Annotated in this window: 24 protein-coding genes; 14 read left to right on the top strand and 10 right to left on the bottom strand. The window is 57.8% G+C overall.

From position 1 onward, the window contains the following. The first annotated feature begins 29 nt into the window (after positions 1-29). Positions 30-2,288: a ribonuclease R gene (gene rnr / locus GOX73_RS15335; protein ID WP_171126396.1), complete on the top strand. Its 2,259-nt coding sequence runs from the start codon at positions 30-32 to the stop codon at positions 2,286-2,288. A 77-nt stretch (positions 2,289-2,365) separates the two neighbouring features. On the opposite strand, the gene GOX73_RS15330 is transcribed toward rnr, so the two are convergent. Both GOX73_RS15330 and GOX73_RS15325 read right to left on the bottom strand, forming a co-directional pair. Beyond that, positions 2,366-2,767 carry a DUF1801 domain-containing protein gene (locus GOX73_RS15330; protein WP_171126395.1) on the bottom strand — a complete coding sequence of 134 codons (402 nt, stop codon included), beginning with the start codon at positions 2,765-2,767 and terminating at the stop codon, positions 2,366-2,368. Further along, positions 2,764-3,459, bottom strand: coding sequence for a glutathione S-transferase family protein (locus GOX73_RS15325; protein ID WP_171126394.1), 696 nt, complete (start codon positions 3,457-3,459; stop codon positions 2,764-2,766). The genes GOX73_RS15330 and GOX73_RS15325 overlap by 4 nt, the downstream gene beginning before the upstream one ends. Before the next feature lie 82 nt (positions 3,460-3,541). Between GOX73_RS15325 and GOX73_RS15320 the strand changes: the two genes are divergently transcribed. Next, positions 3,542-4,255, top strand: a complete 714-nt coding sequence (locus GOX73_RS15320) for a YafY family protein (protein WP_171126393.1) — start codon at positions 3,542-3,544, stop codon at positions 4,253-4,255. Positions 4,256-4,342: 87 nt separating this feature from the next. Further along, positions 4,343-5,617 carry a lytic murein transglycosylase gene (locus tag GOX73_RS15315; RefSeq protein ID WP_171126392.1) on the top strand — a complete coding sequence of 425 codons (1,275 nt, stop codon included), beginning with the start codon at positions 4,343-4,345 and terminating at the stop codon, positions 5,615-5,617. 57 nt (positions 5,618-5,674) lie between these two features. Here the strand turns inward: GOX73_RS15315 and GOX73_RS15310 are convergent, their stop codons facing one another. Then, a complete protein-coding gene (locus GOX73_RS15310) occupies positions 5,675-7,072 on the bottom strand; it encodes an aspartate aminotransferase family protein (protein WP_171126391.1) in 1,398 nt (465 codons plus the stop codon). Between the two features lie 75 nt (positions 7,073-7,147). Then, the gene (locus GOX73_RS15305; RefSeq protein ID WP_171124528.1) at positions 7,148-7,831 is read right to left on the bottom strand and encodes a GntR family transcriptional regulator; all 684 of its coding nucleotides are present in this window, start codon (positions 7,829-7,831) and stop codon (positions 7,148-7,150) included. Positions 7,832-7,971: 140 nt separating this feature from the next. Between GOX73_RS15305 and GOX73_RS15300 the strand changes: the two genes are divergently transcribed. From GOX73_RS15300 to GOX73_RS15280, 5 genes are all read left to right on the top strand, one after another. After that, positions 7,972-9,057: a polyamine ABC transporter substrate-binding protein gene (locus GOX73_RS15300; protein ID WP_171124526.1), complete on the top strand. Its 1,086-nt coding sequence runs from the start codon at positions 7,972-7,974 to the stop codon at positions 9,055-9,057. A 68-nt stretch (positions 9,058-9,125) separates the two neighbouring features. Next, entirely contained in the window at positions 9,126-10,253 is a 1,128-nt protein-coding gene (locus GOX73_RS15295) for an ABC transporter ATP-binding protein (protein WP_171126390.1), read from the top strand. Further along, the gene (locus GOX73_RS15290) at positions 10,253-11,143 is read left to right on the top strand and encodes an ABC transporter permease subunit (protein WP_171124522.1); all 891 of its coding nucleotides are present in this window, start codon (positions 10,253-10,255) and stop codon (positions 11,141-11,143) included. Before GOX73_RS15295 ends, GOX73_RS15290 begins: the two co-directional genes overlap by 1 nt. Continuing rightward, positions 11,140-11,958, top strand: a complete 819-nt coding sequence (locus GOX73_RS15285) for an ABC transporter permease (RefSeq protein ID WP_171124520.1) — start codon at positions 11,140-11,142, stop codon at positions 11,956-11,958. Before GOX73_RS15290 ends, GOX73_RS15285 begins: the two co-directional genes overlap by 4 nt. Beyond that, positions 11,955-13,256 (top strand): FAD-binding oxidoreductase, encoded by a 1,302-nt coding sequence (locus GOX73_RS15280; RefSeq protein WP_171126389.1) that lies wholly within the window; start codon positions 11,955-11,957, stop codon positions 13,254-13,256. The genes GOX73_RS15285 and GOX73_RS15280 overlap by 4 nt, the downstream gene beginning before the upstream one ends. Positions 13,257-13,258: 2 nt before the next feature. Here GOX73_RS15280 and GOX73_RS15275 read toward each other — a convergent pair whose 3' ends face one another. From GOX73_RS15275 to GOX73_RS15265, 3 genes are read right to left on the bottom strand one after another with little or no spacing between them, the layout of a single operon-like run. Next, positions 13,259-14,206, bottom strand: a complete 948-nt coding sequence (locus GOX73_RS15275; protein ID WP_371808652.1) for a phosphotransferase family protein — start codon at positions 14,204-14,206, stop codon at positions 13,259-13,261. After that, positions 14,184-14,846, bottom strand: a complete 663-nt coding sequence (locus GOX73_RS15270; RefSeq protein WP_171126388.1) for a flagellar hook capping FlgD N-terminal domain-containing protein — start codon at positions 14,844-14,846, stop codon at positions 14,184-14,186. The genes GOX73_RS15275 and GOX73_RS15270 overlap by 23 nt, the downstream gene beginning before the upstream one ends. A gap of 1 nt (position 14,847) precedes the next feature. After that, complete coding sequence (locus GOX73_RS15265; RefSeq protein WP_171126387.1) at positions 14,848-16,053, bottom strand: flagellar hook-length control protein FliK; 1,206 nt, start codon at positions 16,051-16,053, stop codon at positions 14,848-14,850. A gap of 111 nt (positions 16,054-16,164) precedes the next feature. Between GOX73_RS15265 and GOX73_RS15260 the strand changes: the two genes are divergently transcribed. The 6 genes from GOX73_RS15260 to GOX73_RS15235 all read left to right on the top strand — a co-directional run bounded on the left by GOX73_RS15260 (position 16,165) and on the right by GOX73_RS15235 (position 19,849). Beyond that, positions 16,165-16,410: a rod-binding protein gene (locus GOX73_RS15260; protein WP_171126386.1), complete on the top strand. Its 246-nt coding sequence runs from the start codon at positions 16,165-16,167 to the stop codon at positions 16,408-16,410. A gap of 19 nt (positions 16,411-16,429) precedes the next feature. Beyond that, positions 16,430-16,789, top strand: a complete 360-nt coding sequence (locus GOX73_RS15255) for a flagellar export chaperone FlgN (RefSeq protein WP_171126385.1) — start codon at positions 16,430-16,432, stop codon at positions 16,787-16,789. 209 nt (positions 16,790-16,998) lie between these two features. Further along, a complete protein-coding gene (locus tag GOX73_RS15250; RefSeq protein ID WP_171126384.1) occupies positions 16,999-18,207 on the top strand; it encodes a flagellin in 1,209 nt (402 codons plus the stop codon). Positions 18,208-18,285: 78 nt separating this feature from the next. Then, positions 18,286-18,660, top strand: coding sequence for a flagellar biosynthesis regulator FlaF (gene flaF, locus GOX73_RS15245; RefSeq protein ID WP_171124508.1), 375 nt, complete (start codon positions 18,286-18,288; stop codon positions 18,658-18,660). After that, positions 18,660-19,061 carry a flagellar biosynthesis repressor FlbT gene (gene flbT / locus GOX73_RS15240; RefSeq protein ID WP_171126383.1) on the top strand — a complete coding sequence of 134 codons (402 nt, stop codon included), beginning with the start codon at positions 18,660-18,662 and terminating at the stop codon, positions 19,059-19,061. Before flaF ends, flbT begins: the two co-directional genes overlap by 1 nt. A 185-nt stretch (positions 19,062-19,246) precedes the next feature. Continuing rightward, the gene (locus GOX73_RS15235) at positions 19,247-19,849 is read left to right on the top strand and encodes a DUF1217 domain-containing protein (RefSeq protein WP_371808653.1); all 603 of its coding nucleotides are present in this window, start codon (positions 19,247-19,249) and stop codon (positions 19,847-19,849) included. Positions 19,850-19,937: 88 nt separating this feature from the next. Here the strand turns inward: GOX73_RS15235 and GOX73_RS15230 are convergent, their stop codons facing one another. The 3 genes from GOX73_RS15230 to GOX73_RS15220 form a co-directional block, all read right to left on the bottom strand. Beyond that, complete coding sequence (locus tag GOX73_RS15230) at positions 19,938-21,509, bottom strand: DUF427 domain-containing protein (RefSeq protein ID WP_171126382.1); 1,572 nt, start codon at positions 21,507-21,509, stop codon at positions 19,938-19,940. Positions 21,510-21,614: 105 nt separating this feature from the next. Then, complete coding sequence (locus GOX73_RS15225; RefSeq protein WP_171126381.1) at positions 21,615-22,316, bottom strand: helix-turn-helix domain-containing protein; 702 nt, start codon at positions 22,314-22,316, stop codon at positions 21,615-21,617. Continuing rightward, positions 22,288-22,575: a hypothetical protein gene (locus GOX73_RS15220; protein WP_171126380.1), complete on the bottom strand. Its 288-nt coding sequence runs from the start codon at positions 22,573-22,575 to the stop codon at positions 22,288-22,290. The genes GOX73_RS15225 and GOX73_RS15220 overlap by 29 nt, the downstream gene beginning before the upstream one ends. Positions 22,576-22,604: the final 29 nt, after the last annotated feature.

Here is a 22,604-nt window from a genome sequence, read left to right as displayed (position 1 = left end):
CCGTCGCACGCCCGTGTTACGCCAAATACATGAGTCGTATCCCCACCAAGCAGGAGGTCCTTGACTGGATCTCGGCGAACCCCACCCTGACCTCGAAACGCGATATCGCCAAAGCCTTTGGGATCAAGGGCGCGGCGCGGATCGACTTAAAACGCATCCTGCGCGAGCTTGAGGCCGAGGGCCATTTGGAAAAACGCAAACGCAGCTATGGCGACCCGGATCGTCTGCCGCCTGTCAGCGTGTTGCAGGTGAAGGCTCCGAACGCAGATGGCGATCTATTCGCTCGTCCGCTGGAATGGCATGGCGAGGGGGTCGAGCCCATCGTCTTGCTGATAACCCGCGCCAGCGACCCTGCCTTGGGCGAGGGCGACCGGATTTTGGCCCGCCTGACCGTGGTGCATGAGGAAGACCACAACTACGAGGCCCGCCTGATCCGTCGCATCGGCACCAATCCACGCAAGATCGTCGGCATTTTCCGCAAAGGGGTCGAAGGCGGGCGGATCGTGCCCATCGACAAAGCCGGCCAAAACGAATGGCTAGTGCCCGAAGGGGCAGTGCTGGGTGCCAAAGATGGCGAACTGGTCGAGGCGGAACAGGCCGGCCCCAAGAACCGCATGGGTCTGCCCCGTGCGCGCATTGTCGAACGGCTGGGCGACCCAACCGCGCCCAAGGCGGTGTCGCTGATCGCAATCCACCAGCACGGCATCCCGGACGACTTCCCCGACAAGGTGATCGCCGAGGCGGACAAGGCCAAGCCCGTTGGCCTGAAGGGCCGCGAAGACCTGCGGGATATGCCGCTGCTGACCATCGACCCCTCGGATGCGCGGGATCATGACGACGCGTGCTATGCGCATGCGGACGATGATCCTAAGAACCCCGGCGGTCATGTAATCTGGGTCGCCATCGCTGATGTCGCCGCCTATGTGCAGCCCGGCACCGCGCTGGACCGCGAGGCACGCAAGCGCGGCAATTCCAGCTATTTCCCAGACCGCGTGGTGCCGATGTTGCCGGACCGGCTGTCGGGCGACCTGTGCTCGCTGCACGAAGGCGTCCCGCGCGCCTGTATCGCGGTGCGGATGCAGATCGACGCCGAAGGCAACAAGATCGGCCACCGGTTTGTGCGGGGGCTGATGCGCTCGGCCGCGTCGCTGCACTATGCCGAGGTGCAAGAGGCCATCGACGGCACCCCCAATGACCGTACAGGGCCTTTGCTGGATACGGTTTTGAAACCGCTCTATGCCGCTTATGCCGCGCTGAAAACCGCGCGGGCGGAACGGCAACCGCTGGAGCTGGATCTGCCGGAACGTCAGATCGTACTTGGCGACACGGGCGAAGTGACCAGCGTGGCGTTCCGCGAACGGCTGGATGCCCATAAGCTGATCGAGGAATTCATGATCCTCGCCAACGTGGCCGCCGCGGAAACCCTGATTGCCAAACGCCGCCCGCTGCTGTTCCGTGTTCACGAAGAACCCGCGCCGGAAAAACTGGAAAGCCTGCGGGAAACCGCGCAGGCCGCCGGGTTGAACCTGGCCAAAGGGCAGGTACTGCAAACCCGCCATCTCAATGCGCTGCTGAATGCTGCCGCCGGGACCGAGGATGCCGAGTTGATCAACCTCAGCACCCTGCGGTCGATGGCGCAAGCCTATTACAACCCCGAGAATTTCGGCCATTTCGGGCTGGCGCTGCGGAATTATGCGCATTTCACCTCGCCTATTCGCCGCTATGCCGACCTGATCGTGCATCGCGCGCTGATCTCGGCACATGGTTGGGGCAAGGATGGGCTGACCGAGGATGAAATCGCGCGGCTGGATGAGACCGCCACCCATATCTCGGATACCGAGCGCCGTTCGATGATGGCCGAGCGCGACACCACCGACCGCTATCTGGCCGCCTATCTGAGCGAGCGCGTGGGCAATGAATTCACCGGCCGCATAAGTGGCATCGCGCGGTTCGGGGCTTTTGTGAAAATGGACGAAACCGGCGCGGATGGGCTGGTGCCCGTGCGATCCCTGGGGCGCGAGTTCTTTCATTTCGACCGCGAGGCCGGGACGCTGATGGGATCAGACACAGGCCTGATCATCGCCATCGGTCAGCGCGTCACGGTGCGGTTGACGGCGGCGACACCGGTCACGGGCGGGCTTGAGTTGGAACTGCTCTCAATCGACGATCAGGCCCTGCCGCGTGGTCGGGGCCTTGCGAAACGTGGTGCTCGCCGTAAGGCAGCCAGCAACAAGCGCAAAAAAGACAAGATCAAGCGCAAGGTCGAACGCAAACGCCGTCAGAGGTGAAAACGCGTTTCAGAAATATGTCGTATCGTTTTTAGTTGCCTTTTGGCTTTGCGCTGAATGCGAAAAGCGATCCAAATTCATCTGGTTTTCTCTGTAACGTGATAAGTCAGCGCCCTGGCAATCAGCCAACCATGGCGGTTTGCGTCGATCTGCCCGGGGTGATTGAACAGGACCGCGCGATTGCCGTCCAGCCGGTCTTCGCCGGGAAAGACCGAGTTATAGTCGCCGATCAGCCGTGTCTGGCAATGCACAAATAAAGCGAAATTGGCAGACTTGTGCCCTCCCAGCCTGAGTGTTGACCCTTTGGGCGCAAGATAGGCTGGTTGACCCCAACGCAGAGCCTCTTGCATGGGGTGCGTGTCGGGCAGCGTCTGGGCGGTTTCAAAGATCAGATCCCGCAGCGCCAGCGCACCTTTGCGGGTGCTCTGGGGGAAGGCGTCGAACACGGCTTCGACGGCAGGGTCTTTGAAGGGCATCATACGGGAATCGCCTGTTCTATGCGGTCGATATAGCTGCTGAGCAGCGTATCTTGTTTGATTCGCCGGGTCAGCGGCGTTTCTACCGTTGTTGCGCGCATCGCTGCCAGAATTGGGCCCACGCTCATATCTGCTGCCGTGGGGGTGTCTCCCATCAGGAAGGGAGATTGCCAAAGCAACGTGGAAATCGACTCGAGGTCGCGTTCCAGACGTCCTCGGCGTTCGGACTCTGAGAATCTCGATACACCAACCCCGTTCAGACGCCTGAGCACCGACCGGCGAATTGCGCTGGTCACAGGCCTGCGGATCAGCGCTGGGATTTCAGTGAAGAACGTGTCGCGCAGAATCGGCCATGCCTCATCGTTGCCCCAACGATCTAGTACAATGTGGTGATAGATATGCTCTTCGGCCATGCGGATCAGGGCGCGGGACTGCGCCTTTTGCGCGTCAGTCAGCCCCTTGTCGAAATCGGCGCCCTGCGATTCCAGCCAATCCCGGATCAGGTCGCTGTCGGGCAAAAGACGGTCCGGTGTGCGCAAGACGGGCAGCTTTTGGTGGGGCATTTTGCTGGGGTTCAGCAGGTCGGATCGCTGCCAGCGTTGGCCCGAGTAATGCAGCATTAGGGCCGTCTTGACGCAGAATGGGCTGGCGCTGAAAGACCCGAAAGCGGCTGGAAAGGTCAGTAAGGTCAACATTGGTAACTCCCTTGGTTGGACGCCACTTGGTTACGTCGAGCTGATGACAAAAACTGTCATTAGGACTAAGGTAACTTGCGCTATGTCCCGCACCGCCCGCCTGTTCCAGTTGATGCAAGCTTTACGCTCTGGCCCATCGCCGAAAACATCGGTGCAATTGGCGCAGGATTTGGGTGTTTCAGCCCGTACCGTTCATCGTGACATAGACGCGCTGCGTGGTTTGGGCGCTGTGATTGACGGAGAGGCGGGGTTCGGGTTTACCCTGATCGAAGACGCGACCCTGCCGCCATTGGGCTTTACCGATGATGAATTGGAAGCCTTGGTTCTTGGCCTGCGCGAGGTGCAGTCGATCGGTGATCCGAGTCTGGCAGAGGCCGCCAGTGACGCGCTTCGAAAACTGCAGGGTCGTTTGCCGCCGCGCCAATCCCACCGGTTAAGTCACGCAGTACTCGCCGCCGCCCGGTTTGCACGCCCGGCCAAGCCGACAATCGAAGTGGCCGATCTGCGGCGGGCCACATGGGACGAGCGCACCATTGATTTTGCCTATACGGACGGCAAAGGCGAGGAAACGCGCCGAAGGGTGGACCCGCTTAGTATTGTCTATATGGATCGCGCCAGCGTTCTGCTGTCGTGGTGCCATCTGAGACAGGATTTCAGGGTCTTTCGTTTGGATCGTATGCGCGAAATGTTTGTGACAGACGATAGCTTTCGACCAAATCGCGTTCCTATGTTGCGGCAGGCGCTGGCCCAGATACGGGCCGAGCGGGAAGCAAAAGATCGCGAACAGAACACATGACCGCTTTGTCGAAGCGCGGTTTTGCGCTATTCTGTGGACGAGCAGTAATCAGGAAAAATCGGAATGCGTAAATGCATAGGCGGCGTCATGACCGCTGCATTATGGGCATCCATAGTGCAGGCGGAATCGCAGGAAAAGTCAGATGGGTTGCAGATCTTGCAGTTGGCTTCGGCTGATGTAACGGTCTCGATCCGACCGGTCGTTCGACCACCAGCCAAGGAGTATCGGGTGTCTACCGAAGGAAACGCGCGGTTTCAGGCGTGGCTGGGTGCCTTTCGTGAGCGCGCCCTTGAACAGGGCATTTCCGCTGCGACTTTGGACCGGTCTCTGGAAGGTCTGACATATGACAAGGACGTCATCAAACGGGACCGCAATCAGGCGGAATTCTCGAAGCCCATATGGGAATATCTGGACGCGGCGGTCTCGGATCGGCGCGTTTCGGATGGCCGCGCAGGATTGCAGCGCCACAGCGATACGCTGACCCGGATTGAGGCGCAGTATGGCGTTGAAAAAGAGGTTGTGACCGCGATCTGGGGGCTTGAGACATCCTTTGGATCCTTCAGGGGAAGTGACCACACCATCCGATCTTTGGCCACGCTTGCGTTTGATGCGCGTCGCGCGCGGTTCTTTGAAACCCAGTTGATTGCCGCGTTGCAGATCATTGAGGCCGGGGATGTCAGCCCGCACAACATGGTCGGAAGCTGGGCCGGGGCGATGGGGCATACGCAGTTCATGCCGACCTCGTATCTGGATCACGCCGTGGATTTTGACAGGGATGGCCGACGCGACATCTGGTCGGATGACCCGACGGATGCGCTGGCCTCTGCCGCGTCTTATCTGGCGCGCCATGGTTGGACGAAAGGGCAGCCGTGGGGCGTTGAGGTGCGCCTGCCCGGTGATTTCGATTTTTCTACTGCCAAGCGAGATTACACTCTGTTGCCATCTGAATGGGCGGCGCGGGGTGTGACTGCGATGAATGGCGAAGCCGTGGCGGATCATGGGCAGGCCGCGATCCTGCTACCTGCGGGCGGACAGGGCGTTGCGCTTATGATTTTCGATAATTTCAGCGTGATCGAGGCGTATAATGGGGCAGATGCATATGTGATTGGTATCGGTCATCTTTCAGACCGCCTGTCCGGACGTGCCCCGTTTCAGGCCGGTTGGCCGCGCGGCGACCGCGTGCTGAGTTTTACCGAAAAAAAGGAACTGCAGACGCGGCTGACCCAAGCAGGTTTCGATACACAAGGCATCGACGGGCGGACGGGACCGAATACGATCAACGCCGTTCGCGCCTATCAACTGGCACAAGGGCTTTTGCCCGATGGGTATCCCAGCCTGACACTTCTGGAACGTATGCGTTAAAAAAGGGCGGCTCCAAAGAGCCGCCCGTTTCAGTTCCCAAACAAGGTCAAATGCCGCTTATGATGCGGCTTTCATCAAACCCTGTTCGATGATGTCGGTTTGTGCCTCATCCAGCGATTTGTGGATACGCACGAACATCTCGTCAATCTCTGACGGGGTCAGGATCAGCGGCGGCGAAATGATCATACGGTCGCCAACGTGGCGCATGATCAGATTGTTGGCAAAACAACGATCGCGGCAGATATAGCCTACTGTGCCGGGGGCCGAGGCGAACTTGGCGCGGCTGGCCTTGTCCGGGGTCAGGGCAATCGAGGCCATCATGCCAACGATCTTTGCCTCACCCACCAGCGGATGATCGGTCAACGCCTCCCACTTTTCCTTGAGGTATGGCGCGGCGACGTCGCGGACGTGCTCGACGATCTTTTCCTCTTCAAGGATACGCAGGTTCTCCAGCGCAACGGCAGCCGCAACCGGATGGCCGGAATAGGTGTAGCCGTGATTAAACTCGGTTCCGCCGATGACTTCGGCAATCTCATCGTTGACGATTGAGCCACCGATGGGCGCGTAGCCCGAACTGAGGCCCTTGGCGATGGTCATGATTTGCGGGCGGATACCCACGGTTTGTGACCCGAACCAGTTGCCGGTGCGGCCGAACCCGCAGATCACCTCATCCGCGATCAGCAAGATGTCGTACTTGTCGCAGATACGCTGGATTTCGGGCCAGTAGGTGTCAGGTGCCACGATTACACCGCCCGCGCCCTGCACGGGTTCGGCGATGAAGGCCGCGACACGGTTTTCACCCAGTTCCAGAATCGCCTCTTCCAGCTCGCGCGCGCGGGCCAGGCCAAAGTCTTCGGGCGACATGTCGCCGCCTTCGGCCCACCAGTTCGGCTGGTTGATGTGGTGGATGTTCGGGATCGGAATGCCGCCCTGCGCGTGCATTCCGGCCATGCCCCCAAGCGACGCCGAACCGACGGACGAACCATGATAGGCGTTGTGGCGGCTGATGATGATGTTCTTGTCGGGTTGGCCTTTTTCGGCCCAATAGGTGCGCACCAGACGGATATTGGTGTCGTTGGCCTCGGACCCGCCAGCGGCGAAGAAGACATGGTTCAGGTCGCCGGGCGCAAGTTCGGCCAGCTTATTGGCCAGCGCAATGGCGGGAACATGTGTGGTTTTGAAGAAGGTGTTGTAATAGGGCAGCTCTCGCATCTGGCGGGCGGCGACCTCGGCCAGTTCGTCGCGGCCATAGCCGATATTTACGCACCACAGGCCCGCCATGGCGTCCAGAATTTCTTCGCCTTCACTGTCAGTCAGATAGACGCCCTTGGCACGGGTGATGACGCGCGCGCCTTCTTTCCCCAGCGCGCCATTGGCTGAAAACGGATGCATGTGATGGGCTGCGTCAAGCGCCTGCAATTCGGCGGTTGGCATGTGATTGGTGATGGTCGACATCAGGGAATCTCCTGCAAGAGCGGTTGGTGATCACAATATGATCAAATTTTTCCCTGTCAATCGAATCGCGCTGATCTAGACGTTCGCAAGTGAGTCCGCCATGAGCTCCATCCCCTGTTCGATGTCCTGAGCGGTTGCTTTTGCAACAAGATCGGCGTTTTGATCACGAAGCGCCCGGATAATATCCTTGTGGCGGTCAGGAAGGCTCTGGGTTCCGAATCGGCCACAGACCACACGCAGGGACGGCCCGAACCGGAGCCACAGGCGTTCCGCCAGATCATTGAGAATCGGCGCGTCGGCATGAGCATAGAGCGTTTCGTGAAACAGATGATTCAAACGCAGGTAGCCGCTGACATCCCCATCGGCGATTGTTTGATCCAACTGTTGATCAATGCGTTCCAAATGATCGACGTCCGCAGGTGTTAGATTGGCCGTTGCCTGCCGTGAAAGCTCTGATTCTATTGATATTCTTGCATATATCATCTGCTTGACGTCACGCGTTGACAGCATGGGCACGCTGACCCGTCGATTTCCTTGGAACACCAGTGCTCCGTCGGAAATCAACCGCCGGATAGCCTCACGCACGGGGGTCATTCCGGCGTTTAGCGAATCAGTCAGCCCCTGAATGGTGACGGGCTGCCCGGGAACCAGATCGCCATACATGATCTGCGATCTGAGTGAATGATAAACCTGTTCGTGTGCAGGCCGCTTTGGCCCACTGCCGGACGACCCGACCGCCTTATTTTTGATCAAATCCAATTGGTTTGCCCTGTTTCCAATGATGCTGACTTGCCAGGTGCCTGACCTCGTGAAACCATACGCGGGATCGGGGGAAAACGCAAAACTTGATCAAATCCAAAAAAACGGGAAAATACCCGGACACTTGCAGGGAGAATAAAATGTCAATCAAAACGCTGACCATGACAGCGGCCATCGCACTGGGGACTTCGGCAGCCTTCGCCGAAGAAGTGCGCGTCTATAACTGGTCCGACTATATCGACGAAGAGCTTCTGACGAAATTCGAGGAAGAAACCGGTCTGACACTCATCTACGACGTGTTTGACAGCAACGAAGTGCTGGAGACCAAAATGCTGGCTGGTGGGTCGGGCTATGACGTGGTTGTCCCGTCTGGCACGTTCCTTCAGCGTCAGATTCAGGCCGGAGCGTTTCAGGAACTGGACGCGTCACAACTGTCCAACTCGGGCAATCTGTGGGACGTCATTCAGGAACGCACCGCCGGATACGACCCGAACAACGCCTATTCGATCAACTACATGTGGGGCACCACCGGTATCGGTGTGAATGTCGCCAAGGTCAAAGAGGCGCTGGGCGACGATGTTGCCCTGAACAGCATGGATCTGGTGCTGAAGCCAGAAAACATGGAAAAGCTGGCTGCGTGCGGTGTGCATTTCCTGGACGCACCAGCGGAAATGATCCCGATGACCTTGCAGTATCTGGGTGAAGACCCGGACAGCCATGATCCGGACGTCATCAAAAAGGTCGAAGAAGTTCTGACCAGTGTCCGCCCGCATATCCAAAAGTTCCACAGCTCGGAATACATCAATGCGTTGGCGAATGGCGATATCTGCGTGGCCGTGGGTTGGTCTGGTGACATTCTGCAGGCGCGTGACCGTGCGGCCGAGGCCGATAACGGGGTCGAGATCGAATACCACCCGTTTGCCGAAGGCTCGCTGATGTGGTTCGACCAGATGGCGATTCCGGCGGATGCTCCGAACCCTGAGGGCGCACACAAGTTCCTGAACTTTATTCTGGATGCCAACAACATGGCTGCGGCGTCGAACTATGTGTACTACGCCAACGGCAACCAGGCGTCGCAAGAGTTCCTTGAGGAAGACGTGATCGGTGATCCGGCGATCTATCCGGATGATGCGACGATGCAGAACCTCTACATCACCACGCCTTATCCGGCGAAAACGCAGCGGGTCGTGACCCGTCTGTGGACCAAGATCAAATCGGGCACCTGATCCGATTTACCAAGGCAGGGCGGCATGTCCGCCTTGCCCTTTTTCCAGATTGCCGAACGGGGGCCGTAGTGAACTCTGAAGTATTTGCGCCGTGGGAGGACCCGCAGGCGAAACCCTTGATCCAGTTCCAGAATGTCACCAAACGATTTGGCGACTTTACGGCGATCGACAACCTGTCTCTGGATATTTTCGAGAAAGAATTCTTCGCTCTGCTGGGGCCATCAGGCTGCGGCAAGACCACGATGATGCGGATGCTGGCGGGGTTCGAAACGCCCACCGAAGGCCACATCATGCTGGGTGGTCAGGATATCGACCCGATCCCGCCGAACAAACGGGCGGTGAACATGATGTTCCAGTCCTATGCGCTGTTTCCACACCTCAGCATCTGGGAAAACATCGCTTTCGGCCTGCGCCGGGACAACATGCCCAAGCACGATCTTGAAGATCGGGTCGAGGAAATGCTGCGCCTGACCCGGCTAACGCAATTTGCGCGCCGCAAACCGCACCAGATCTCGGGCGGGCAGCGGCAGCGGGTGGCGCTGGCCCGGTCTCTGGCCAAGGCGCCCAAGCTGCTGCTGTTGGACGAACCGCTGGGTGCGTTGGACAAGAAACTGCGGCAGGACACGCAGTTTGAACTGATGGATATTCAGGAAAAGACCGGCACCACCTTTGTCATCGTGACCCACGACCAGGAAGAGGCCATGACCGTGGCCAGCCGCGTGGCCGTTATGGATCAGGGTAAACTGATGCAGGTCGCTACCCCGGATCGGATATATGAGAACCCGAACTCGGTCTATGTCGCCGACTTTATCGGAGACGTGAATATCATCGAGGGCCGTGCCTCCGCCAATGGCGAGGATACCTATCAGATCGACTGGGCCGAAGGGCAAGCCCCGCTGACAGCGACCTCGGCCAACGGGCTTTCGCAGGGGCAGGCTTGCCATCTGGCGATCCGACCCGAAAAGGTAACGATTTCCGCCGACCGTCCGGCAGATGCGATCAACGCTGTGCAGGGCAAGGTGCATGACATCGCCTATCTGGGCAACCTGTCCACCTATCACGTTGAGCTGCCCAACGGCACGATCATCAAGGCGCAGACGGCCAATACCCGCCGCATCTCACGCCGTTCATTCACTTGGGAAGACCCGGTCTGGCTGTCCTGGACAGCAACGGCTGCGGTTCTGCTGGCCGACTGATGCGCCGCGCGTTCCTGATCGCCATTCCTTATGTCTGGCTGCTAGCGCTGTTTCTGGTGCCGTTCTTCATCGTCCTGAAAATCTCGCTGTCGGATATCGCGTTGGCGATTCCGCCTTATACACCGACTCTGGACTTTTCGCAGGGCTGGGCGGGGATAAAGGATTTCTTCAGCCAGTTGGACTTTGAGAACTTCATCTGGCTGACCGAGGACGACCTGTATTGGAAGGCGTACCTGTCCAGCGTCAAGATCGCTGTGATTTCCACGTTTTTCACGCTGCTGGTGGGCTATCCCATCGCCTATGGCATGGCCCGCGCGCCGGTCGAATGGCGACCGACGCTGATGATGCTGGTGATCCTGCCCTTCTGGACCTCATTCCTGATCCGCGTTTACGCGTGGATGGGCATCCTGTCGAATGAAGGTTACTTGAACCAGCTTCTGCTTTGGACGGGCATCATTTCGACCCCGCTGACCATTTTGAACACGCAGACTGCGGTCTATATCGGGATCGTCTACACCTATCTGCCGTTTATGATCCTGCCGATCTATTCGGCGCTGGAGCGGATGGATGAATCTCTGATCGAGGCCGCTGAAGATTTGGGCTGTTCGCGCGTGCAGGCATTCTGGCTGGTGACGATCCCACTGTCGCGCCCCGGTATCATCGCGGGCTGTTTCCTGGTCATGATCCCGGTGATCGGTGAGTTCGTGATCCCCTCGCTTCTGGGCGGTTCGGGTACGCTGATGATCGGTAAGGTGCTGTGGGAGGAGTTCTTCTCGAACCGCGACTGGCCCGTTGCCAGCGCCGTGGCCGTTGTGCTGTTGCTGATCCTCGTGATCCCGATCGTGCTGTTCCAGCGCAACCAGCAGAAACAGACGGAGGCCGAGCAATGAACAGGTTAAGCTGGTTCAACGCGGTCTCGCTGACGCTGGGATTTGCGTTCCTCTACATCCCGATGATCATCCTGATCATCTTTTCCTTCAACGAAAGCAAACTGGTCACCGTCTGGGCCGGATTCTCGACCAAATGGTATGGTGAGCTGGTCCAGAACGAGGCATTTCTGGATGCCGCCTGGGTCACGATCCGGGTGGCCGTCTTTTCGTCAACGCTGGCGACTGTTTTGGGTACCGCCGCGGCCTATGTGTTGGTGCGCGGCGGGCGGTTCTTTGGGCGCACGCTGTTTTCCGGCATGATTTACGCCCCGCTGGTCATGCCCGAGGTGATCACGGGCCTATCGCTGTTGCTGTTGTTCATCGGCATCGGACTGGATCGCGGTATCCTGACCATCGTGCTGGCGCATACGACATTTTCGATGTGTTTCGTCTCGGTCGTTGTCTCGTCGCGTTTGGTGACGTTCGATCAGTCGCTTGAAGAGGCCGCTCTGGACCTTGGTTGTTCGCCCGCGCAGGCGTTTCGCCTGGTGACGTTGCCGATCATTGCGCCTGCCGTGATCTCGGGCTGGTTGCTGGCCTTTACCCTGTCGCTGGACGATCTGGTGATTGCGTCCTTCACCTCGGGGCCGTCGGCGACAACCTTGCCGATCAAGATATTCTCGGCCGTGCGTCTGGGGGTCAGCCCCGAGATCAACGCGCTGTCGACGTTGATGATTGCTGTTGTGACCGTGGGCGTCATCACCGCGTCTTTGGTCACAAAACGCGCCATGATGCGGCAGAAACAGGATGAGATGGCGGCGGCCCGTACCGAATGAAACGGCTGTTCCCGGATTACACCTATGGCTCCGGCCCGCGTGAGGGCTGTTGGTGGGACGAGACAATCGCCGCCCCGGATTGGCCGGACCTGCAGGGCGATCTGAGTGTTGACATAGCCATCGTCGGGGCAGGGTTCACGGGTCTGTCTGCGGCCCTGCATCTGGCTAACGCCGGGGTTTCTGTTGCCGTGCTCGAGGCTGAAACACCCGGTTGGGGCGCGTCAGGCCGGAATGGTGGGTTTTGCTGTCTCGGTGGCTCGAAACTCAGCCACAAAGCGATGGCGCGGATTTACGGAGCCCCGGCTGCTGAACGCTATGACGCGGCAGAAGCAGAGGCGGTTCACCTTGTTGCCGAGTTGTTGGACGCCCACGGGATCAACGCGGAAACCCATTCAAAAGGGGAAACCCAACTGGCCCACACCGCGCGTGCAATGGAAAAACTTCGCCGAAACGCAGACGCATCCGGAGTGCTGCACGAGGCTCAGGACCTTCCCGGGCTTGGCATCGGGGGGGCGTTTTATGGCGGATACACAAATCCGGTCGGTTTCGGCCTGAACCCTAGAAAATACCTGTTCGGACTTGCGAAAGCGGCAGCTAAGTCCGGTGCGAAGCTGTTTCAGAAAACTGGTGTGCACGCCCAACAGAAATCCGCGCGCGGTTTTGACCTTCGTACAGCGGCAGGCCGGGTGCGCGCTGAAAATGTTCTGATCTGCACCAACGGATATTCAAGCGAAGATATCCCAAACTGGATGGCAGGCCGCTACATGCCCACCCAGTCAACGGTTCTTGTGACGCGCCCAATGTCCGAGGGTGAGTTGCAAGCTCAGGGCTGGACCACGGATCAGATGTCATACGATACGCGCAACCTGTTGCATTACTTCCGTCTTATGCCGGACCGGAGGTTCCTGTTCGGTATGCGCGGTGGTTTGCGGTCATCGGCCAGGGCCGAAGCTGCAATTCGTCAAAAGGTTCAATCGGACTTTCGGAAGATGTTCCCCGAATGGGCGCATGTCGACGTCACGCATATGTGGTCCGGCATGGTGTGTTTGTCCCGCGATCTGACTCCGTTTGCCGGGGCGGTGCCGGGGCAATCAGGGTTATTTGCCGGGTTTGCGTATCACGGAAATGGTGTCGCGATGGGCACCTATTGCGGGCGTGCCCTGTCCCGACTGGTCTTGGGGCAGGATGCGGGGCTGCCAGAGGTGATTGGCCAAATTCCCGGCCGTTTCCCTCTTGGGTTCTGGCGGCGTGCTTTGCTTCCACCGGCATATGCAATGATGTGGCTTGCCGATATTTGATATTACCCAAGGGCTGCGATTTCCAAATCCAATGCGGCTGAGTAATCGGTCGCACCATTTTCTACGCGCCACAGACAATATGCCGCCATCCGCCACGCAAACCACTTTTGTAGTTCGCGGTATCTGTGCGTTATCTCAGGTTGGTCATAGGCAGACAGGAACTGCGCCTCTTCGGCTGCGCGCAACGGGGCACCGCGATAAAGCTGTTGCATCCCGGGCGACAGGAACAGTGCGATATCCTCGCAGGGATCGCCACGGGCCGGACACTGCCAATCAATGAGCGTCAGCCCCGTTGCATCCACCAGTATGTTTCCGGCAACCGGGTCACCGTGAACCAAACAGGTGTGGTTTGTTGCAGGCACCGGGCTGACAGGGCGCAATCGCGCAAGTTGTGCCTTTTGATCCGAACGGCACATGTCCAGAATTTGTTGCGTCTGATGCGCAAGATCGGCGCTGCCGTTGCGCCCTGAGGGCACGTCTATCGAGATGTTCAGCATGTGCAGTTTGCGCAGCAAAGCGGCAACGCAGGTTGTTTCTGACTGCCATGGTGACCCGGGCGCGTGATCATAAAACACCCAAAGGCCGTTGTCGTGTTTGCCCGTTGCCCGCAGGCGTGGCGCAAAGCCCATCGGTTCCAGCGCATTCAGGCATCGGGCTTCCAGTTCGGCGTCGTTGCAAAACAGCGGGTTGCGCAGCTTGGACCGATAGAGTTTCAGCACTTTGTCTCCGTCACCGCCCAGAACCTTCCAGACCTGATTGGTGCGGCCCCCATACAATGTCTGAAACCGGGCACTGGCGTAGACAATGCCCGTGCTGCGGAGGTGGTCAACAAGATCACGTGGTGGGGCGGTTTGGTCGGGCAGAAGGTTCACCAGTTCTGTAAGCGAGTCGAATCTGGCAAAGCTTTGGCCTGCCTTGGCCGTCAGATCAAGTTCCAGATCGTACGGCACTTACCATGCTGACGGGTAAAACTTGCCCGCTTTCCAGCGTTAGCAACAGCGTGTCATCCACGGCCTGTGCTTCGACGACGCGGTTATACGCTGATGCTGTCTGCTCGGACAGCAGATCCTCTCCATCATAGCTTTCCAACGTGGCGGAATAGGTCCCTGCAGGAACTGAATTGTCAGCGCTGTCTGTCCCGGTCCACACGAACTCGGAATTGCTGGGGGATGCCGGGACGCGGTCGACGACCGTTCCATTGGCGTCCCGAACCACGATAGATGCTGAGCTTGCGGCGACGTCGGGTTGCGCGAACAGTTTGACCGGCGCACCGTCAAATTGAAAGGCCGAGGCCGATCGCACATCCATTCCAACCCAGCCCGCAAGTTGTTCCAACCCGACATTGCCCATCGACACGGACAGGCCGGACAGCAACGCGTTGGTTTGTGCCTGCTGCTCGACCATTGAAAATTGTGCCAGTTGCGACGCGTATTCCGATGAATCCAAAGGCTCCAGTGGGTCCTGGTTTTTCGCCTGAGTGGTCAGCATCAAAAGGAATGTCTCAAAATCTGATTCTAACCCCGTTGTCTGAGGCTGAGAGGCCGGTGTCTGAGCGCCGGTTTGTATGGTGGAGGTGGTCGATTTGATCATGTCAAAGCCTTATGTCGATGCGCCCAGACGCACCAACGCGCGATGGGACCTGTGTATTTGAAGGGGAGGGGGCCTCCCGCTCTGGTTCAAATGGCGATTGGGCCATGTCGTCCTGACCATTCTGTTGGGCATCAGATGAATATCCCAAGTCGAAAGACAGATCGCCGAAACCAAGGGCCCTGAACTCTCCCTCAAGAACGGAAATATGGCGGCGCATGATGTCCAGCGTTTCCGGGCGCTCGGCCGCGATTGTCAGGTGGACGCCATCGTCGCGGCCATTCAGTACGATAGAAACGCGCCCCAGCTCTTCGGGGTTCAATGCTATTTCTATCGCCCCGGCCTGAGGTCGCGTATGTATGACGGCGGCCATCTGCCCGGCAATGGCGCGCGCCACTTCAGCGCGAACGTTTGCCCCAAGCGCATGCACGGCTGAGGTGGATTCCCGAGTAGTCTGCAAAGGGGAATTGTCCCTTAGCTGTTGAGGTGCCTCCATGTCCGGAACCTCAGCCTCAGCTTGGGTGTCCTGCCTTGCCATCAATTGCATTTGGACCAATTGCTGCGCCTTGTCCGGCGCGGAAGGGGCCTTTACCTGCGGTGTGCCGTCCGCTGTCTCAGGGCTGGGAACAGCATCCGTTTTCGGCAACTCAGCGGGTGCGGGCCTGGCTTGGTCCGGGGTGGGCTGCATACCAAACCTTGCGCTGTGCAAGAGTCTACCCTCAGCAGACGCTGGAGCGTTACGCGCTAGGCTTTCCGTTCGGACAGGCTGAACCTCTGTCACAGGATCATCTGCAGAAACTTTAGGGCTGTCTTTGGAAAGGCCACCTGACGGAATTTCCACCCCGTTTTTCTGGTCCGAAACAGAATCGTTTGAATGGTCGTCGGCTGCCCAAACGGCAAGGCTTTTGCCCTGAACCTCGCCCTTTGGTTCGGGCAATGAAACCTGTCGCGACGCGACGTCTGGAATGGCCACGATGTTAGGTGTTGCGTCCATCGGCTCGTCGTCTTCGACCGTTTCCGACGGGTCCTCCCCGGTTTCCGGAACAGGATCTTCAGCAGGATGGGCGTCTTCAGCCTGTTGTATGATCTGTTCTTCCAAAACGGCTTCAAACGATCTTTCCGCCTTTTGCTCAGGCATATCAGTGGACGATCCGCCGGATTTGGCATTGGCGTTGGACGGGGCGATCGCTGTCAAAAGAGGGTTGGGCATTTTGCTCCGACTCCGGTTGTGTGAACCGAATTCTGACCGCAGGAAGTTACGTTTATTTTAACCGCTTTCATCTTTGTTCGACAAAGTTCGATGCAAATTTCGGAGAAAGTGATGAAAGTATCTGTCCCCGTTTCTCAACCAATGCCCCCGTCCTCGGTCGAAAGACTAAAAACCGCAGCGGTTGAGCTTGAGGCAACTTTTCTGACCGAGATGCTGAAATCCGCAGGGCTGGGCGAGGGTCGCCAGTCTTTTGGCGGTGGGGCCGGTGAGGACCAGTTTTCGACTTTATTGGTTCAGCAGCAGGCGCATCAGTTGGCCAAGGCCGGTGGGGTCGGCCTGCAAGACGTTCTGTTCTAGTCCCTGATGGAGAAGGCCCATGCCGAGTAAATCCGAGTCTGACGTGATCACCTCACTTGAAGAGGTTCTGGATCTTGAGCGGAACGCGCTTGTGCAGGGCGATCTGGATCGGTTGAGTCAAATGATGCCCGAAAAGGAAAAGTTGATTGGCGCGCTCAACCAGTTTCCGGTTCGGGAAAGCGATGAACTTGTTCGGCTTCAGAGGAAGGTCGAAAGGAATCAGGCGCTTCTTAACAGTGCGGCCGATGGGATTCGGGCCGTTGCCGATCGTATGGCCGAACTTCGCCGCATTCGAAACGAGCTCAGCACCTACAGCGCCGACGGGCAACGCAAGGGTTTTGCGGTTCGCAGCAACGCCACGTCGGAGAAACGCGCCTAGCGTCGGGTTTGATTCAAATCCGAATTTTCCGGATTGCGGGTCTTAGCACTCCGTTAGGGGATCGGCGGCAATGGTGGCGACGCACCTGAAACGGCAGGTGGCGCGAACAGCCGGACGGCCGATCGCAGTGATCAGAAAGACGTTAAAGCCCGCAGGTGGTGCGGGGTTGGCACGGGCACAAAGGGCCCATACGAAAAAAGGAAGACGTTATGTCCATTCTGACCAACAACGGCGCTATGGTTGCGCTGCAAACCCTGAAATCGGTCAACAAGAACCTGGCCACGACCCAGAACGCGATCTCGACCGGTAAAGATGTGGCGACGGCCAAGGACAATTCGGCAGTCTGGGCCATCTCGAAAGTCATGGAATCCGATGTGAAGGGTTTTAACGCGATCAAGGACAGTCTGGCGCTGGGTGAATCGACCGTTGCGGTGGCGCGGAATGCCTCGGAAACTGTGACCGACCTTCTGAACCAGATGAAGGGCAAGATAGTCGCGGCGCAGGAAGACAACGTGGATCGCGGCAAAATCAATGCGGACGTGACCGCCCTGCGCGATCAGATCACTGCCGTTGTTGGGGCAGCCCAGTTCAACGGGCTCAACCTTGTCAACGGATCGGCGGCCTCGGCCTCGATCTTGTCCTCGCTGGACCGCGATTCGACTGGTGCCGTGACCGCCTCGTCGATCACCGTAGCTGGACAGGATCTGTCGGTTGGTGGTTACACAGCCAATGACATCTTCTCGGGCAGTTCGGCGGGGGCGTCTGCAAACGGTGATACCGTAGCTATCGCGCTGGATAATGGTGGCGGCAACGAGCAGATTGAAATTGCAGAAAACGCCACGGCCTTTGCTGCCGGGGACAGTGTCAGCCTGACCGTCGGCGATCAGACTGTGTCTTACACCGTGACTGCAGACGATGCGGCGGCAACAACCACGGCTGATATCGTTGCCGTTGCCCTGAAAGGCAAGATTGATGATCTGGGCATCACCGGTTTGACCGTGGACTATGACAGCGGCACGCCGGGCAGCCTTGATTTCACTAACGCTGGTGGCAATGACCTGACTGTCAGTGGCCAGTTTGCCAATGCCGGTTCCGGCGGTCTGGGTGCGCTGGCTGGCATCGATGTATCCACCGCAGCGGGCGCAACCGCTGCTCTGGGCACCATCGAAGGTCTGATCGACACCGCTATTGACGCCTCGGCGGCCTTTGGCTCGTCGCAGGGCCGGATTGAAACCCAGAAAGAGTTCATCTCGAATCTGGCAGATTCATTTAAGTCCGGTATCGGCTCGCTGGTGGACGCCGACATGGAAGAGACCTCGGCCCGTCTACAGGCCTTGCAGGTTCAACAGCAGTTGGCCACGCAGTCTCTGTCGATCGCGAACCAGGCTCCGCAGTCGGTCCTGTCGTTGTTCCGTTAATCTTAAAACCCTGGTCGGGGCGTTAGAAAGGCGCCCCGACTCTGATTGCCAAAAGACGGACTATTGGAAGGATTTCAAGTGACACCGCAAACCATGGCACACCGCGCCTATGCCCAAACCGCGGCTCCGACACGTACGCCACGGGATACCGAATACGAGGCCATTTCGAAAATCACACATCGCCTCAAAGCCGCTGCCGCCCGACAGAAATCCGACTTTGGCGGATTTGTTCAGGCATTGCATGAAAATCGTCGTTTGTGGTCAGTTCTGGCTAGCGGCGTTGCGGATTCAGAAAATGCTCTTCCGAACGAACTGCGCGCGCGGATTTTCTATCTGGCCGAGTTCACAGAGCAGCACAGCAGTCAGGTGTTGGGAAAGAAGGCAAGTGTCGATCCGTTGCTTGAAATCAACATGGCCGTCCTGCGCGGTTTGCGACAGATGAGGGCAACTTAATGGGCGGGCTGGTTTTGAAACTCGCCCCAAAAGAGCGGGTGTTGATCAACGGAGTCGTCTTGGAAAACGGGGATCGGCGCAGTCGGTTTTCAATTATGACGCCGCAAGCGAATGTCTTGCGCCTGCGCGATGCTATTCACCCTGACGAGGTCAATACACCTGTGCGCCGCGTATGCTATGCCGCGCAGCTAGTCTTGTCAGGAGACATGGAGCCTGAGGACGCAAGACAGCAATTATTGCGCCGCGTTGAAGAGTTGAGCCAGGTGTTCACGGATGCAGACAGCCGCAAGGTCCTTTCGGAAGCCACTGACACGCTGCTGGCAGAGCAGTATTACAAGTGTCTTAAGTCTCTTCGCGTGCTGCTGCCGAGGGAAGAGCGGTTGATGGCTTACCGGCAATGACGTTTCAACCTGTTGTACCGGTCGGGGGCATCGTGGGGTGACGCTTTCTTCAACTTAGCTACGACACTCAGCTAGAAAGCTTTTCTTCGTCGGCGGTTAACGAACGAGAAACCCGGTACTTTCTGGAAAACATCGGGAAGGTTCTGACAGCCGAAGATCTGGTCTCGGATCGCCGGTTGCTGCAGGTGGCGCTGGGCGCTTTCGGTTTGGAAGGTGATCTGAATAACCGTTTTTTCATTCAAAAAGTGCTGTCTGACGGCACATCCGCCGAGGACGCGCTGTCCAATCGGTTGTCGGACAAACGATATCGCGAATTTTCCGAGGCTTTCGGTCTGGGTCCGGGTGAAATTCGCCGAACCGGTCTTCAGAGTTTTATGGAAGATATCGCGCAGGACAACTTGGTCTCACGGTTTGAGGTCGCCGTGGGTGAGCGTGATGAGACAATGCGCATATCACTGTATGCGCAACATGCTCTGGCGGAATTGGCAGTTCAGGAAAGTGGGGCTGACACCAAATGGTTCGACTTGATGGGCCTGCCGCCATTGCGCAACATGATGGAAACAGCGCTTGGCCTTCCTTCAAGCTTTGCTCAGTTGGATATCGACAAACAGCTTGTTGAGTTCAAGGACAGGTTAAAAGGTCTCACTGGTTCAGATGATCTGGCGCAGTTTTCGGATAAGGCGGCGATCAATCGGCTGACGGACCAATTTCTGGCGCGAAGCCAGGTCGCACAGCTCCAAAGCACGATATCACCCGCACAAACTGCGTTAATTCTTCTTGGGGGCTGAATTCATCAACGCGCTCGTCTTAAGGGCCGGGCCGTTCAGTTGTTTCCGCTTTGGCCAGACACCACCATGCTGCAGGACTGCGACTGGCTCAGGAATTCAGCACAGCATCCGCCGAAGTTCTGAGCGCGAAGGACGACACAGGCCGTGAAACATTGTGAAGCTTAACGTCCCCCAATGGCACGGCGTCGGCGCAGGCGGGTGCTATGTCAGCCGACACGACGATCCGGTGATCCACCGTCTTGCCGTATTCACCTAACCGCGCCGCGATGTTTGCGGCCTGCCCAATAACGGTAAAGTCCAGCCGTTCGCGTGAGCCGACATTGCCGTATGTCACACGTCCGTAAGCAACGCCAATAGAACAGTCACAATGCAGGTCAGAGCCCGCCTGACGCAGATCGCCCAGCTTCTCGACGATTTCAACGGCCGTACGCTGCGCGTTGCTGCGGGCGGTCATCGCATCGTCACCTTCCGGAAAAACGGCCAGAACCGCGTCGCCGATGAATTTCAGAACCTCGCCGCCATTATCGTGCACAATGTCCGACACGGTGTCGAAAAAATCATTCAGCAGGACAATATAGTCCGTTCGCCCAAGCTGCTCTTCCAGGATGGTCGAGTTGCGAAGATCACAAAACATGATGGCCGCGTCGATTTCGTCACCATCGCCACGCCGGATTTCGCCCCCCAGAACGCGTGCGCCCGATCGCTTGCCAACATAGGTCTCTAGCAGAACCTGTGCGTTTTCACGCTGCATGAAGACTTCGTAGAACCGTGCAATGACCGATGAGCATTCAAACACCAAACCCAGATTTTCAGTGGTGAAGCCATCGGGATGATCGCAGGTCAACGTCAGAACATTGGTGCGGCCGTCCGAAAAGGGAAGGGGCATTGCGACATAGTCGGTTGCCCCCTTGGCGCGCAAATCCTCCATAATTGGAAAGCTGTTGTGAGGGTTGTCGTCATTCAGCCTTTGGCGCACACCACCCTGCCCGTTCGAAACATGCCGAAGCGGGCTGTTGATATAGGCCGGGTGATCGTGAATTTCGTATGTGGGCACGTTGGTTGAGATTTCGGCTTCACCCTTTTCCCAGATATAGTGTTTACCTGCGATCAGGGGGTGTAGCGACCAGACCAGAATGCTGAGGCGCTGAATCGCTATCCCGTGTTCCAGCATCTTCTCGGCCAGCGCCTTGGTGAAGTCTTCAGAGGTCGTAAGCTCGGACGCGCCGCGCATCAGCCAGTCAATCAAAGGGCCGCTGATACTGCCATCATCGGGTTCCCGAAGTCGATTTTCGCCCAGGTCGATCCGGTCATAGGCTGACGACAGGAAACCGATATGACCCTGAATCGCTTTGCTTTCCGGCAAAGCTTCTTCGTAGGCCCAGACACTGTTTTGCAGGCGTTGACCATTCAATACGACGTCGTGATAGGTCGCGGTTCCTTTGAATGGGCAAAAGGTCTGCAACTCGGTCTCTTCTCCAAGATCCACACATACGTCCTCGCGGGGGATATAGATTGTTGGGGACAGCCGGGTTTCATACATGACCTTGGCATTATCGCTTTTGGCCAAAAGTACATCGCCGCGGTAGATCGCGACCGATCCGTTCAACGATTCGACCGAAATTCGATACCCTGTGGATTGCGGTGTGGCGTGGACGTTCATGATCAACCTCCGAGGCGCATGTTCCCTAATGATGGGCATTTTTCCCGAATTTCCAAGGGGCAGAGATGACGGTTTCCCGGATAACCAGTGTGCGGAACCGTTTGGTCAGACCATCTGAATTACATCTTTGTCGATCGACAACATATAGCCTTTCTTAGCGATATTCTTGACCAGCAACTCACTGACCATCTGGTTTCCTAAGGCATCACGCAGCCGCTTGATCCGCGTCGCACCAGCGGCTTCTTCGCAATCCGAGGCGTCTTTGCCGGAAATGACGGCCTCAATCTGGGCGCCGGACAGCATTTCGTCGTCCAGTCTGGACTCGGCCAGAACCGCCAGCGTTTCCATCGCGGCAGGTGTCAGTTTGAAGTCCATATTGTTCAGATAAACCGTGTTTTCTTCGCGGCTGATCAGCAACGAGGTCACCTGAATGCCCGTCCTTTCGATCTGCGCCATCCGTCGGTTCAGCAGCACGAGCATCACCAGAAACACCAGCGCCGTGACGAGCATGGTGCTGGCGAAGACCAACAGAACAAAAATAACCATCCTGTAGCTGGACAGAGTATCCGCAAAGGCTGTTCCCGATTGTGCGAGAATTTCCAGCAGGCGGATCTCGGCCGGCGAGGTCAGGTCGCTTTCGACAAACAGCCGCTCAACGCGCGCGTTAAAGGCGTTGGCGTCGGGCAAGGTCCAGAACAGAAAAATGGCGGCGGTTATCAGAATCAGAACGATCGCCGCAATGCCGACGCCGACCAGCCGTGTCCCGGATCGCCGCGCTTCAGTAACGGAGATAGAATTTTCCGGCATTGGCCTTCCTTTTGTCCAACCCATCCGGCCCAAACACCGACATCACGTTCAGCAAGGTCCATCCTGAGCCGCGCAGGCGTTGCGAGATCTCTTTTTTTGCCTTGCCCTTGTCGCAGGCGGATACCTGCATGACGCCGTAGTGCAGGCGCAAAGGATTGTCCTGTTTGGCCTTGTAATCGGCATAGCATCCCGCCGCGGATGCGGCAGTACCGACCGATATCAGGGCGCAGACAGCCAGAGAAGAGAAGATCTGTTTCATAGGCTGCATCCTGCGCATGGCTCGGCGCG

Source organism: Ruegeria sp. HKCCD7221 (assembly GCF_013031225.1).
Classification (GTDB): domain Bacteria; phylum Pseudomonadota; class Alphaproteobacteria; order Rhodobacterales; family Rhodobacteraceae; genus Ruegeria.
Note: the sequence above shows the minus strand (reverse complement) of the source record. Positions and strands in the feature narration are given on the sequence as shown.